The organism is Paenibacillus mucilaginosus 3016, assembly GCF_000250655.1.
Lineage (GTDB): Bacteria > Bacillota > Bacilli > Paenibacillales > NBRC-103111 > Paenibacillus_G > Paenibacillus_G mucilaginosus.
On the sequence record NC_016935.1, the window covers coordinates 2,910,227 to 2,924,646 of the forward strand.

General features: G+C 59.5%; 8 protein-coding genes and 1 pseudogene. 7 read left to right on the top strand and 2 right to left on the bottom strand.

All coding sequences use genetic code 11. The features are described 5' to 3' along the window. The first annotated feature begins 10 nt into the window (after positions 1-10). The 5 genes from PM3016_RS12495 (at position 11) to PM3016_RS12515 (ending at position 8,316) form a co-directional block, all read left to right on the top strand. A complete protein-coding gene (locus tag PM3016_RS12495) occupies positions 11-904 on the top strand; it encodes a carbohydrate ABC transporter permease (RefSeq protein ID WP_014369711.1) in 894 nt (297 codons plus the stop codon). A 1,276-nt stretch (positions 905-2,180) separates the two neighbouring features. Beyond that, positions 2,181-3,947, top strand: a complete 1,767-nt coding sequence (locus PM3016_RS12500) for a sensor histidine kinase (RefSeq protein ID WP_014369712.1) — start codon at positions 2,181-2,183, stop codon at positions 3,945-3,947. After that, on the top strand, positions 3,932-5,593 hold the full coding sequence (locus PM3016_RS12505; RefSeq protein ID WP_014369713.1) for a response regulator transcription factor: 1,662 nt from the start codon (positions 3,932-3,934) through the stop codon (positions 5,591-5,593). The genes PM3016_RS12500 and PM3016_RS12505 overlap by 16 nt, the downstream gene beginning before the upstream one ends. 170 nt (positions 5,594-5,763) lie before the next feature. Further along, a complete protein-coding gene (locus PM3016_RS12510; RefSeq protein WP_014369714.1) occupies positions 5,764-7,419 on the top strand; it encodes an extracellular solute-binding protein in 1,656 nt (551 codons plus the stop codon). A gap of 225 nt (positions 7,420-7,644) precedes the next feature. Further along, the gene (locus tag PM3016_RS12515; protein WP_014369715.1) at positions 7,645-8,316 is read left to right on the top strand and encodes a Rossmann-fold NAD(P)-binding domain-containing protein; all 672 of its coding nucleotides are present in this window, start codon (positions 7,645-7,647) and stop codon (positions 8,314-8,316) included. Between the two features lie 146 nt (positions 8,317-8,462). Here the strand turns inward: PM3016_RS12515 and PM3016_RS12520 are convergent, their stop codons facing one another. Continuing rightward, entirely contained in the window at positions 8,463-10,712 is a 2,250-nt protein-coding gene (locus PM3016_RS12520) for a glycoside hydrolase family 127 protein (protein ID WP_014369716.1), read from the bottom strand. 173 nt (positions 10,713-10,885) lie between these two features. Between PM3016_RS12520 and PM3016_RS12525 the strand changes: the two genes are divergently transcribed. Continuing rightward, positions 10,886-11,779 (top strand): AraC family transcriptional regulator, encoded by an 894-nt coding sequence (locus PM3016_RS12525; protein ID WP_014369717.1) that lies wholly within the window; start codon positions 10,886-10,888, stop codon positions 11,777-11,779. 84 nt (positions 11,780-11,863) lie between these two features. Beyond that, positions 11,864-13,417, top strand: a complete 1,554-nt coding sequence (locus PM3016_RS12530) for a sensor histidine kinase (RefSeq protein WP_014369718.1) — start codon at positions 11,864-11,866, stop codon at positions 13,415-13,417. A 128-nt stretch (positions 13,418-13,545) separates the two neighbouring features. Here PM3016_RS12530 and PM3016_RS41360 read toward each other — a convergent pair. Beyond that, a pseudogene (locus PM3016_RS41360) lies at positions 13,546-14,332 on the bottom strand (transposase); the annotation flags it as partial. Positions 14,333-14,420: the final 88 nt, after the last annotated feature.

Sequence of the window (14,420 nt, forward strand, 5' to 3'; positions counted from 1 at the left end):
GCAGCTACCGATGCATCACATTTCGGCCCCGTACCGCTGGTTTCTCCGTTTCAATTACGCTGTGCTTACCGTCCTGGCGCTCTTGTGCCTGTTCCCGCTCGTGAACATCCTTGCGATCTCGTTCAGCTCGAGCGGTGCGGTGGCGGCGGGGAAGGTGACCTTCTGGCCGGTGGATTGGACGCTCTCGTCCTACACTTATATGATGGAAAACCGCCAGTTCACCGGTTCCTTCCTCATCAGTCTCACCCGGGTGGCGCTCGGGACGGCGGTCAACCTGGTGCTCACGATCCTGGTGGCTTATCCGCTGTCCAAGGACGCCCGCACCTTCCGTTCCCGCACCGTCTATGCCTGGATTTTCGTCTTCACGATGCTCTTCGGCGGCGGGCTCATACCGACCTATCTCGTCGTGAAGGAAACGGGGATGCTGAACTCTGTCTGGGCGCTGATCCTGCCGGGCGCGGTCCCGATCTTCAACGTGCTGCTCATGCTGAACTTCTTCCGCGGTCTGCCTAAGGAGCTCGAGGAGGCGGCCTGGATGGACGGCGCGGGACATTTCCGCACCCTGTGGAGCGTCTATCTGCCGGTCTCGCTGCCCAGCATTGCCACAGTGACGCTGTTCACTGTCGTCGGTCACTGGAACGCATGGTTCGACGGGATGATCTATATGAAAAGTCCGGAGCATCACCCGCTCGCGACTTATCTGCAGTCGATGCTGCAGCAGCAGCTGAACGTGACGACGACAACAGGGATGTCGCTGGAAGAAGCTGACCGGCTCAGCCGTGTCTCGGACCGGACCACGCAGGCATCCCAGATTTTCCTCTCCGTGGTACCGATCCTGGTGCTGTACCCGTTTCTGCAGCGATATTTTGTCAAGGGACTGGTCGTAGGGAGCGTGAAGGGATAAACTTGTAAGCAGGACAGGAGAAGGGGCCGCCCGTGCGGCTCCTTTGGTCGTGAGAAGGGCGCGAGTCGTGGGGAAACAAGGGAGGCAGCGAATGTGGGCGGTACCCGCGGGAGTAGGGGCGTGATCTCGAGAAACGCTGTCAGGCTGCGCCCCCGGATCGGTGTCAGCACTCTAGGAGAGTGGAGCTAGAGGGGCCGGGGGTGGTGGAGACGGCGGCGGAACAGTGGAACGGGAGATAGGTCAAAACCGCGGGAACTGTGGAGGCAGCGGAAACCGAGGAGGGCGGAAAGGGTGGAGATACCCGAACCTGCGAGACCCGGATTCGTTTTTGCTGCTTGCGGGAGGGCCGCCCTTATGGAAATAGCGGAACTCAGATTCGTTATGCTGTCCGCCGGGAGGGCAAATCCGTAAATAGAGGAACTGAGGTTCGTTATGCTGCCCACCAGGAGGGCAAACCCGCAAATAGAGGAACTGAAGTTCGCTATTTGACGGTTACTTGGTGTTTTTCAATGAAAATGATGGCAATAAGGCATCTGAGTTCCGCTATTCGCTGGGAAATCACGGGAAATATCCAAATAAGATATCGTAGTTCCGCTATTGCAAGCCACGGGCCGGGTCACCGGTCAGGTCGTGCTGGATAAGCCACGGGCGGCGTCTCCGATCAAGTCGCTGGATAAGCCACGGGCCGGGTCACCGTTCAACTGATAAGCCACTGGCCCTGTTACCGGTCAGGTCGCTGGATAAGCCCAAGCCCTCGTAACCGGCTAAGCCATGGGCTCCCTCACCGATCGAGGCTTGGATGAAGCCACCGGCTAGTCAACGGAAAAAACACAATGAAAATTCGGCACCATGCTCAAGCCGAATTCCTGCAGGGAGGCAAGGGCGCTGCCTATTTCCTGGCACGGGATTGCAAAACCCTGTGGGGGGCCGTTGGCGGCTCCTTTTTTGGAATGAATATCGGTGGCATTCCATGTCTGCTTACTGTCCGCAAGGTACCCTGACGGCTGCTGCCATCCATCCGCATGTCCCGGGGGCCCTTCCGCAATTAGGGCTCATTGCGCGGAATCACCGCTGAAGGCATACCTTGGTGCCATCCCATGTTCCGGAGGAGAAGGCTAGTAGCTCTAGCCGCCGCCATCCCGATGTTCCGGAGGAATGGCAGGAGCACTAGCCGCCGGCATCTCCATGCATCGGATGAACAGGCAGGAACACGAAGGGAAACCGATCCGCCGGCGCAGAGAAAGCCAGGGTGCTTCCCAAGAAAAGGAGGATCCATATGATTCAGCTTAAGCGCTTACTTCATATCCTGGGATCCAGGTCCATCGTGGCGAAGCTTATGGCCGCCTTCCTGCTGGTAGTCCTGCCCTTGTGCATCTGCAGCATCTGGATTACCTACAACAGCTCGAAGCAGATGCAGCAGGAGATCGAGCGGGCGAACGAGTCGAAGCTTCATTTTTATTACAGCCATCTGGAGTTCGAACTGAACCGGATCACGGCGCTCGTGACGGAATATGCGTTCGATGAGACGCTGTCGACGTTCAGCACGCGAATCCCGATTATGAGTCCATATGAGAAGGCGGCGAATCTCAACTGGATTCACACGAAGCTGAAGCAGATCCGGGAGACGAGCCCCTATATCGGGGACGTTGTGTATTATGTACCTCGGATCGGCAAAAGGGTCAGCGCCCAGGAAGGCATCACCGATGTGCCGGCGGAGCAGTGGCAGGGGCTGATCTACAGCATGGGCAACCTCAAGGGGGCCTTGTCCCAGTACGGGGGCGAGCTCTACATGCTGCGGAGCAATCCGTTCAACATCGACCGGGAGACGCCGCCCGACTTCCTGCTCGGCGTACGCCTGTCCTCGGCCGAGCTTGAGCGGAGGCTGAAGGAGTTCGCCGTCTCGGGCGAGAGCGACATCACGCTGCTCTTCGGCCGGGGCAGCGACTATGTCGTCTCGTCCTCGTCCGATTACCAGTCGCTGGGGCTCGGGGAGGAACGGGCGCAGGAGCCGGCCGTCAAGGTTCAGCAGCGGCGGACGGAGGAGTATCTGCATTATACGATTTTTGACCGCGACAACCACTTCCGGCTCACAGCCAGCATTCCGAACGACGTCGTGATGAGGCCGATCCAGGTGTATTCGCAGTGGCTGCTCCTGCTGTCGGCGGGGTCGGTGGTCATCGTGATCTTCTTCTCCTTCTGGATCTACCGGACGCTGCACAGGCCGCTGACCGTTCTCGTCAAAGGGTTCAAGAAGGCGGAGCAGGGGGACATGAAGGTGAAGCTTAATCCATCACGGCAGGATGAATTCGGGTACCTCTACGCCCGCTTCAACGAGATGATGGAGCACCTGCATGCGCTTATCGAGGAAAACTACATCCAGCGCATCCGGACAGGCGAAGCGGAGCTGAAGCACCTGCAGTCGCAGATTACGCCGCATTTTCTGTACAACAGCCTGTTCAGCATCAAGCAGATGGCCGAGCTCGAGAACGTGGAGCTCATCAAGGAATTCTCGGACTACCTGGGCCAGTACTTCAGGTACATGACCAGGGACGCGGCCGCCGAAGTATCGCTCGGGCAGGAGGTCGACCACGCCCTGGTGTATCTGGCGATCCAGCGCATCCGTTTCGGCTCCAGGCTGCGGGCGGAGGTGGAGGAGCTGCCCGCCGAATACCGGAGCATCCGGGTGCCCCGCGTGCTGCTCCAGCCGCTGATCGAGAACGTGTTCGAGCACGGGCTGCGGGAGAAACACAGCGGGGGGCTGCTGCGGCTGAGCTATGCGCGGGAGGAGTCGGGTCTCGAGATCCGGGTGGAAGATAACGGGGAAGGTCTCGGCGGTGACATGATAGAGGAGCTGAGCCGGAGGCTCGGCGGTACGGGGCCGGCCGAGGGAGAACGCACCGGGCTGCTCAACGTGAACGAACGCCTGCGGATCCGGTTCGGACCCGGGTACGGCATCCGGGTGGAGCGCAGCAGGCTCGGCGGCCTGTGCGTCTGCCTGCAGCTGCCGGCGGAAGGAGAGATGAATCCATGCGCCGCATGCTGATTGTGGATGACGAACCGCTGATTGCGGACGGCCTCCACGCTTATTTTGGGAAGGCGGAGCTCGAGGACCTCGAGGTCATCAAGGTCTACTCGGCTTCGGAAGCCATCGAATGGCTCAATCTGGTCAAAATCGATATCGTGCTCAGCGACATCTGCATGCCGGGGATGGACGGGATGGCGCTGATTCAGGAGATCGGAGACCGCTGGCCCCGCTGCAAAATCATTCTGCTTACGGGTCACAACGAATTCGACTACGCCCACCAGGCGATCCGCAATCCGTGCGTGGTGGATTACCTGCTGAAGACCGAAGGGATGGACCGCATCCGCTCGGTAGTCGAGCAGACGCTGGAGCTTCTCGCTTCCGAGCAGGACTTCCACACGCAGGCCCAGTGGTTCCGGGACAAGCTGCCGAGGGCGCTGCCCCAGCTGCAGAAGCAGCTGCTCTTCGACATCGTGCGGCGCAGCGAGTGGAAGGACCGGCTCTCGCTGCAGGAGGAGTTCGAGGCCGTTCACCTGCCGTTCCGGGCGGAGCTCGCTGTGCTTCCGCTGCTGCTGCGGATCGAGGAGTGGCGCAGCTACGAAAGCGACTCGGACCGCAGCCTCATCCGCTATGCCGCCGCCAATATCGCCGAGGAGCTGCTCGGCGACAAGTCGGTGGCCAAGGCGTTCGAGCTCGACCGCCAGACCGTAGCCTGCTTCGTGCAGCCGCAGGCGGACCCGCTTCGCCCGGGCGGGGAGGCGGAGCGCTGGGCGCGGACCGTCCGCTTCGTGCACGGCACGATGGAATCGGTGCAGCAGGCGTGCGGGGAGTGCCTGCACCTGTCCGTGTCGCTCATCGCCGGAGAGAGTCCGGTAGGCTGGAGCGAGCTCTACGGGGCGCTGAGCCGGCTGGGCCTGTCCGTCGTAGGCAGTCCCGGGCTCGGGATGGAGAAGCTTGTGCGGGTCGACCTGACGCCCGCGTCCGCGCCGCCATCCCGCAGCGAGGCTTACCCGGCGATGTCGGAGCTCCTGCTCGACAACCTGAAGCAGGAGCTGCTGCAGGGACGGGAGGACTGGGCGCCGGCACTGCGCCGGTGGATGGAGGCCGCAGGCGCGGAGGGGCCGCAGGACCCGTTCGTGAAGCTGCGGCTGATCGGCGGGATCGGCGAATGCCTGCTGCAGACGCTGCAGGAGCTCGGTCTGTCCCCGGAGCAGGACGGGGAGACGGACCTGACGCCGATGCTCCGCTTCGGGGTCCACACCGGGTGGGCGGAGCTGCTTGCTTTCTATGAGGCCGCCTTCCGGTGGATCGTCTCCAGGCGAAGCGACACGTACAAAAGCAGCGAGCTCCAGGTGCTTTCGGCGATCCACAGCTACATCAAGGGACACCTCAAGGAAGATCTGTCGCTGACCCGCATCGCACAGGAGGTTTCGCTCAATCCGTCGTACCTCTCCCGCTGGTACAAGCGGGTGACCGGCAAGGGGCTGTCGGATTATATCCTGGAGAAGAAAATCGAGCGGAGCAAAGAACTGCTCCTGGGCTCGTCCGCCAAGATGTACGAAATCTCCGAGGAGGTCGGATTCAGCGACCAGCACTACTTTTTCCGTTTTTTCAAAAAGGCGGTCGGGTGCACGCCCCAGGAGTTCAGGGATGGGAGGAAGCTCTAGGGAAGGAAGAATTTCGGGGGACAGGGAAACGGGATACCGGGACATAGCACGATCACAGCGAAAGGGGGCCAAAAGTAAAGAGAAGATACCCGAGGTAAAGGACTGCCACTCGAAGGGTCGGCGCTTTCTTCATACAATGTACCTAAGACATTCAACAGGAGGTTCCATTCATGAGAGAGAATGGCAGAAGACTGAAGAGACTCGCGCTGGCCATGGTGCTGCCGCTGGCGGTAGCCGCCTGCTCCCAGAGCGGGGAGCCGAAGACGGCGGGGGAGACGCCGCCGAACGAGGCCGGCAGCGCGGAGAAGCAGGGCGGTCCCCTGACCAAGTTCGACCCGCCGATTACCATCCGCGCCACGATGAACGAGACGGGGAAGGATACGCTGGCCCAGGGCGATACGTATGAGAACAACGTGTGGACCCGGGGATACGAGAAGGAGCTCGGCATCAAGGTCAAGTATGACTGGATCGTCGCGGACGCCAACTATAACGACAAAATGAACGTCACGCTGGCGAGCGGGGATCTCCCGGACCTCCTCAAGGTAAGCCCGGTCCAGTTCGAGCAGCTCCAGCAGGCCGGTATGCTTGAGGATTTGACGGAGGTGTACAATACCTATGCCTCCGATCTGGTGAAGGAGTTCTACGCAGCGGAGAACGGCGCAGCGCTGAAGCCGGTGACGAAGGACGGCAAAATCTATGCGATGGTGAGCTATCCTGGCGCGCTCGATTCGTCGGATATGATCTGGGTCCGCCAGGACTGGCTCGACAAGCTGGGCCTCGGCGCTCCGAAGTCGATGCAGGACGTGATCAAGATCGCCGAAGCGTTCACGAATAACGATCCGGACGGCAACGGCCAGAAGGACACGTACGGCATCCAGCTCAACAAGGATCTGCCGATCAACGCATTCCTGCTCGGCTACCATGCGTACCTCGAGACGTGGTTCAAGGACGGCAGCGGCAAGCTCGTGAACGGTACGGTGCAGCCCGAAGTGAAGAAAGGACTCGCCGAGCTGCAGCGCCTGTACAAAGCCAGCGCGATCGATCCGGAGTTTGGCGTGAAAGATTTTGCGAAGTCGATGGAAGCGATCAATGCCGGCAAGGCGGGCATGTTCTTCCTGCCGCAGTGGGCGCCGTTCCCTGTCAAAGAGATGATCAAGAAGGATAAGAACGTGAACTGGGTCCCTTACCCGGTGCAGTCGATCGACGAAAAGCCGGCCAAGACGCAGAACCACCAGACCCTCGCGGGTGTGTTCGCGGTCCGCAAAGGCTACGAGCATCCGGAGGCGCTGATCAAGCTGCTGAACTTCCAGGCGGAAAAGATGTTCGGGGAGTCCGCCAAGACCGAGCGTGCGGGCTACCTGAACGGACTGACCGGCACCGGCTGGCAGAATGCCGTGGTGTCCAACCTGCCGGCGAACAAGAACGTGAAGGCGATGGAGGAAGTGGTGCAGGCGCTGGACAGCGGGGACACGTCGAAGCTGGGGCTCGAAGCGAAGCTGTTCTATGAGGATATCCAGGCCTACCGCAAGGGCGACCTCGACAAGTGGCACATGGAGCGCATCTTCGGGCCGCTGAGCTCCCAGGCAGTCATCAAGCACTACCGCGACAACAACCTCGTCGTGATGAACGAGTTCATCTATGCGCCGACGAAGACGATGAGCAGCAAGCAGGCCACGCTGGACAAGCTGAGGGCGGAGACGTTCCTCAAGATCATCTACGGGGACCTGCCGGTCGATGACTTCGACAAGTTCGTGGAGAACTGGAAGAAGCTCGGCGGCGACCAGATTACGGAGGAAGTCAACAAGACGGTGCAGGCGAACAAGTAAGGGACCTGCCCAAAGCCTAAGCTAGTGAACAGCTATGCGAAAAGCAAGCCGGTCCGTGCGTGGAGACATCCATGTGCGGGCCGGTTTTTTTGGGGCGCTGCGGGCCAGGCCGCTCCGGGAGGAAGCTCAGGCTGCCCGATCATTGGCATGTTCCGTAGCGTAATTGTACAATGAGAAGGACTTAAATCCATCCTTTCTTATGAGACGGGAGTTGGAGCGATCCCAATGAAGATTATCATTTTTGGAGCCACGGGGATGGTTGGTCAAAGCGCCCTGCGGGAATGTTTACTGAATGACGAGATTCAAGAAGTACTGACGGTGGGACGGAAGCCGGCGCCTCAGCAGCATAAGAAACTAAAACAAAGGGTCCTTGAAAACCTGACGGATTTGGCCGGTATAAAAGAGGAAGTAACAGGTTGGGATGCTTGCCTTTTTTGCCTCGGAGTGAGTTCCGCAGGGATGAAAGAAGAAGAATACCGAAGAATAACCTATGACCTTACCCTTTCCGCTGCGGAGACATTAGCGGGTTTGAATCCTCAGATGACCTTTATTTATGTCTCAGGAAGCGGCACCGACAGTTCCGAATCCGGACGCTCGATGTGGGCCAGAGTGAAAGGGGAGACGGAAAACGCTTTGCTGCGTCTTCCTTTTAAGGCAGCTTACATGTTTCGCCCGGGTGTCATACTTCCCGTATATGGTGTTACGTCCAAAACCAAATGGTACCAAACCCTCTATGATGTGATGAAGCCCTTGAATCCCATGCTCATGCGGCTGAAGAGCGTCATTACTTCGGAGCAATTGGGCCAGGCCATGATTCATGTTTCGCTCCAGGGGTATGATCGGCCAATCATCGAAAGCTATGAGCTGAAAGAGATCAGTATGAAAGCTCAGCAGTAGTCCGAGACCTGATTATCATGATGCGAACGGAACGCAGAAAAACAAGACCCCGCCGGATAAGGCGGGGTCTTGCCGGTTTCGTCGGGGGATGAGCGGAGAGGCGGGGCCAAGCCGCTTTTGGCCAGTTCCGCTCATCCCCTGCGGATCTACAGGCGCTTCACGATCCGCAGGCCGGCCACCTGGGCGACCTTGCGGCCCTGATGGGCAGCGAACTTGATCGTGATGCTGGTCTTGCCCGCAGTGAGCTCCTGCGGGAGCTCGTAGACCAAGGTCTCGAGCTTGCCGAGCTCCTCGGACTCCAGCCTGCCGCCGCCGAGCACCCGGCCGTCCGCCAGAAGATCGAAGCCGCCTGCAGGCTGCGACGTCTTCAGGTAGGTGACCGCCAGCTCGACGGGCTCCTCCGGCAGCACCTTCATGGCGAAGGAGAACCAGCCGCTGGGCCAGGTGTCCCGGTATTTGCGGTTATGGATGGAGCCGAGCCCGACATGCTCGCCCTGGAAGTCATGGTCGCGTTCCGGCTGCATCTCGGCCGGCTGCACGAAGTCGACCGTGCGCGCTTCGAGCTGCGCGTTGTACTCGACCGCAGCGCGGTACCCGGATTCCGCCGCCGCCCATGCTTCGCGGGTGAACAGGTCCCAGTAGACCGTATACCTGCGGTCGTACATCCGGTAGAAGGGACGGAGCTCAAGGTCACCGGCGTAAGCGATGCCCTGCAGCAGGAAGGTGTTCGGCTTCCCTTCCACCGGCCGGAGGCCTGCCAGCAGCTCTTCACGCTCACCGATGAGCACGGAGGCCAGAGCCCGCTCGCCGTCCTGCGGCGCATCGATGGCGCCGAGATCGCCGGCCAGCACCAGCGGGCCATAGAGCAGCGCGATCCGGTCCGGATTATCCGGCATGCTCTCGATCCGCAGCGTCATCGGGAAGTCGTACTCCAGTGTGTCCCCGTCCTGCCACTCGCGTTCTACGGTGACGTAGCCGCCCGGGCGGGCATCGGCAGACACCGCCTGTCCGTTCACCTTCACGCTTATCCCGGGTTCGGCCCAGGAGGGGTACCTCACCTTCACGGCGAAGGTGCCCGGCTTCGCGGTGCGGATCCGGAGCACGCCCCGGCCGTTCTCGGGGAAGGCCGTCTCCTGTGTCAGCCGGACACCCTGCTCCTCCCATTCGACGGTGGAAGGGACGAACTGATTGACGAAGAGGGCGCTTCCGCTGTGGAAATAGATTGCGCTCCCGTACAGCGAGTGGCTTTCCATGCCGGACCCGACGCAGCACGTGAAGTCCTCGTACTGGGAGTTGAAGGACTTGTGACCGCCCATCTCCAGGGAGACGAAGTAGCATACCCGTCCGTCGACGGGCTGCTGGGAAGCGAGGATGTGGTTGAACATCGCCCGCTCATAATAATCCGCATAGGCGGCAAGGGCGTCCCACTGGAACAGGTGCCGCGTCAGCTTCAGCATATTGTAGGTGTTGCAGGTCTCGCAGGTGCCTTCGCCGAGGCGGTCGTTCAGCTTATCCGGCTCGCCGAAATGCTCGTTGTAGCTGTTGCCGCCGATGACGTAGGAGTGATGGTTCACGACCCGGTCCCAGAAGAAGCGGGAGATCCCGGCATAGCGCTCCTCTCCCGTTACCTCATACTGCCGGGCCGCGCCGATGATCTTCGGGATCTGGGTGTTGGCATGCCGCCCGCCCAGCGTGTCCTTCCGCTCCGCAATATCCCCCAGCACTTCGCCGTGCCAGAACCGCTCGGCGAGCTTCAGGAAGCGGTCGTCGCCGGAGTGCACAGCAAGGTCCGTCAGCACTTCGTTCATCCCGCCGAATTCGCAGTGAAGCACGCGCTGCACCTGCTCGTGGCTGAGTCCGGAGAAGACATCGTCCAGCCACAGCCCCAGCTTGATCTCGATCTCGAGCGCTTTGCGGCTCCCTGCCAGCAGATAGGCGTCGCGCAGGCCGGCGAACAGCTTGTGCATCGTATAGAGAGGCACCCAGCCTCCGTTGAGGTCGAAGCCCTGGGAGCGGATGTCGCCCGCCTTCACTTCCTGGAAGAGCTCCTTCCCGCGGGGGATGCCCGAGATGAAGCCGCTGCCGTCGGCCCGCTGGCACTGCTGCAGCTCCTCCACGACATAGTTCACGCGGGAGAGCAGCTCTTCCCTGCCGGTCGAGGCATACATCAGCGCGCAGCCGGACAAATAGTGGCCGAGCGTATGCCCGCTGATCCCCCTCGACTCCCAGCCTTCATAGTGCGGGGCCTTCGGCTCCAGTCCCGCATATTCGCGGAACCGCGACAGAAGGCGGTCCGCCTCGAGGTTCAGCAGATAGGAAGCGTTAAGCTCCATGGCATGCTTCAGCGGCCCGGATTCGATCCGGACCTTGTGCAGATCAAAAGCCTGTGTGTTCACTCTGTCTCTCTCCTTCAGCGGCCTTGCCGGCAAGAGGCGGCAAGTGTATATTTGTACCATTACCTTACCACTCGAATGCCGGTTTGTCGGTAGAGCAGGGTTACAAATGGTGGACAAACCCGACATGGTGAAGAGAGCAGGAGAGGCTGCAGAATCACGGAGGTGGACGAGTCATGTCCTGTTTGAAAATCAGCATCGATACGCCGGTACGCTTTTTGGCCGCCGGCGAGTTTATCTCCGAGACCCCCTGGACCCACGCGGCCCGCTCGATGGGATGCTACGAGCTCATCATCGGCGTGAGCGAAACGGTGTACCTGCGGGAGGAGGACACGCGCTTCGAGGTAGGCCCGGGGGATGCGCTGCTGCTGAGGCCGGGGCTTGCGCATGGAGGCTACCGGGCCTCGCCGCCGGGAGTCAAATTCTACTGGTTTCACTTCGACTGCCCGCAGGGGGCGCAGTGGCTGACGGCACCGGCCATGAAGCGGACGGCCGAGGAGATTCAGGCGAGGGAGCACCGGGCCTGGTCGGTGGGGGAGGTGTACCTGCCGCAGCATCTACACATCGAACAGAAGGAGCGGATCGGCATCCTCGTGAGCCAGATTCTGCATGTGGCCAATGCCAATTATTTGACGGCGCACAGTGTCAATTACCTGCTGACTTCACTGTTCATCGAGATCTCGGAGCAGGTGCTGGCGCCCACACCGGCCAGGGGAGCCCGCATGCAGGGAGACGCCCAATTCATCAAGATGGCGGAGTGGACCCGCATCCATGCGGAGGAGCCGCTGACGGTATCGGCCCTGGCGGCCAAATTCAACTACAACAAGGACTATCTCACCCGCCTGTTCAAGCAGCACACCGGAATGGGGCCTTTGGATTTTATCCACAGCGTACGGATCGCCAAGGCGAAGGAGCTGCTCTCGAGAACCGCGCTGTCCGTGAGGGAGATTGCGGCGGAGGCCGGGTACCCCGACGACAAATATTTTATGCGCCTGTTCCGGCAGCACACGAATATGACCCCGACGCAGTACCGCAATGCGTACCACAAGACGTTCATGAATAATGTCTAGCGGAAAGGCCCGTGGTAGGATAGACGCAGGGGGGCCCATCCCGTAGAATGAGGGAGTCAGTCCTACGCTGGAGGAATCGATGAGATGCTGTCTTGGAACCGAACGCGCCTGATGGCCGCCGCGATGATCGGCTTATCTTTCTTGAACCTGATTTTTGTACTGTATGTGCTCAGCGGCATCCGCACGGACATCCATGAGGCGATTAACGACCGCCGGCACAAGATTGCGATGAACAACCGCTTCTGGAGCGGGTTTCTGCTGCATGACAAAACGCTGGAATATTATATCGCTTACCCGCACAAGACGGAGCTCGGCGGCCGGATTCGGGAGCTCCGGGAGCAGGAGACGGAGCAGCTGGACCGCCTGGATGCCATCCTGAAGTATCAGCCCTCCCGGGAGGCACTGATGCAGCTGAGGGCGCAGCATACGCATTATCTGGAGATCGAAGAGGCGATTCTGAAGCGTACGGCGGAGGGGGAAACGGGCCAGGCCTCCCAGCTGTTCCATGAACAGCTGCACCCGCTGACCTACGAGATGCAGCTCTCGATCGAAACGCTGGGCACGTACCAGGAGAACCTGATGGACAGCGTGCTGGAGGAGATCCGGTCCACGCGGCTCAGCATGGTGATTCTGGTGACAATCAGCCTGCTGTTATCGCTGGCCTTCGTACTCGTGCTGCGGGTCTTCCGGAGGAAGGAGGCGGATCTGCAGCAGCTGACCGCCCTGCTGAAGAAGCTGCCCCAGGAGGGACAGGAGCTCTCCTATGTGAATCTGGATCATGACTCCGCCGACGAGTTCAAGGTCATCGCCCGCACCTTCAACGAGCTGTCGAACCGCCTGGAGGAGAAGAATCAGCTGCTGACACTGAGCAGCCAGCAGAAGAAGAACATTCTCGGGGTGCTGTCCCACGAGCTGCGGACCCCGCTCAACAGCATCATCGGGCTGTCCGACATGCTGGCCCAGGATGAGTCGAATGCCGACCGGGAATTCGCCCACCTCATTCACCGGAGCGGCACCGAGCTGCTCGGCACGATCAACGATCTGCTGGACCTGTCGGCGGCGGTGCAGGGGACGCTTGAAGCGGAGGCGGGACCGGTGAATCTGCGTGCCTTCGCCGAGACGCTGGACGGGTATTTCCGCCCGTTCGCACTGCAGAAAGGGCTGAACTTCACGGTCCGTGTGGAGGCGGGGGTGCCGGAGATCTTCTATACGGATGAGCGAATGCTTCAGCGCATCCTCGTCCATCTCCTGTCCAATGCAGGCAAGTTCACGGAGCGGGGTGGCGTGTCTCTCACGATCCGCGGTATGGAGCAGGAGGATAGGGAAGCTGCGTTCCCTGTATCGGCGGCTTCGGCCGTGTCCATCTCGGTCAGCGATACCGGGGCGGGCATTGCCGAAGATCAGAGGAGCCGGATCTTCCAGCTGTTCCATGCTCCGGATCAGTACATGACTCGCCAGCAGGGCGGAATCGGGGTCGGCTTGTCGCTCTGCGCCGAGTTCGTCAAGATCCTTGGCGGAGAGCTGCGGCTGGCAAGCCGGGAGAAGGAAGGCAGCACCTTCACGCTGCTGATCCCGACTCTTGCGGAGGAGAGCTTGGCGATCGACGCCCCGGCATCTCAGGAGGCAGGGGTGGACTAGCCGGCGGAGGAAGCCTGCAAGCGGACAAGATAATGTAAGCCTGAGGAACAGCAGGCATAGGAATCGGCTCGACGAACGGGGAAGCTTTCAAGCTTCCCCGTTTTTCTTTTTGGGTATTCGGATTTTATGTTCAGAGACTCCGTATAAGCGTTTGTAACACGATAATCGAAGTAGGAGAATATCTCCTCCTCCCAGTTCGCCATAGCTTTTGTAAGAGGCTCAAAAGCAGATTGCAATTCCGTTGGGATGGCTTTCCAATCGTGATATTTAAGGTACGCCTTCTGTCTACTGTCTGAATCCCACAAGTCAAAGAATGATTCTTTAAGTTCATAGGCAATGCCAAGAGAGGGATGATTCTTTGTCCAAATGTCAAGCGTTATCCTATCCATCTCTGTGAGCTCCTTGTTGCGCTTCAGGAGGATAAAGCGATCGCGTGCATAAGCCCACGCCGTTCCTTCGGTGATAAGCTCACTCTAAGCTGTTTGCGGATGGTTTCCAACGCTTCGTTTGCCATTCGGTACGTTCTTGAATATTGGTTAAGACACAACGAGGCTTGATAATGTGAATCTCATCAATGCCAAGCCAATTAGGAGTCTCAAATCGCAACGTTTCTTCAAGGCGCTTGATGTAGTCACGAAAGATGTTCCGTATGGTCTTCTCATTCAAACCTACATCTTCCGAAACACTTGTAAATGTACGCTTGATGCTCTGCTTTTCAATGTACGATAATAAACGATTAGTACAGCTTCGCTTTTCATTGATCGTGTGGTCTAAACGCTCCCAGAAGGTTTGCTTGCAATCTCTACAACGATACCCCTGACGCTTTATGAGAAGCCCTACACGCTTTCCGTGGATCGGCAAGTCCATACATAACTGTTCTCGGTTATCGTGCTTGTAAAGGTTCGCTATGCATCCATCATTAGAAGGTTTAGACTGGTAATAGGATAAAGCTGCACTGGCAGGAAACTAGAAATTCAACTCAAAGACCTGCCGACAATATTTT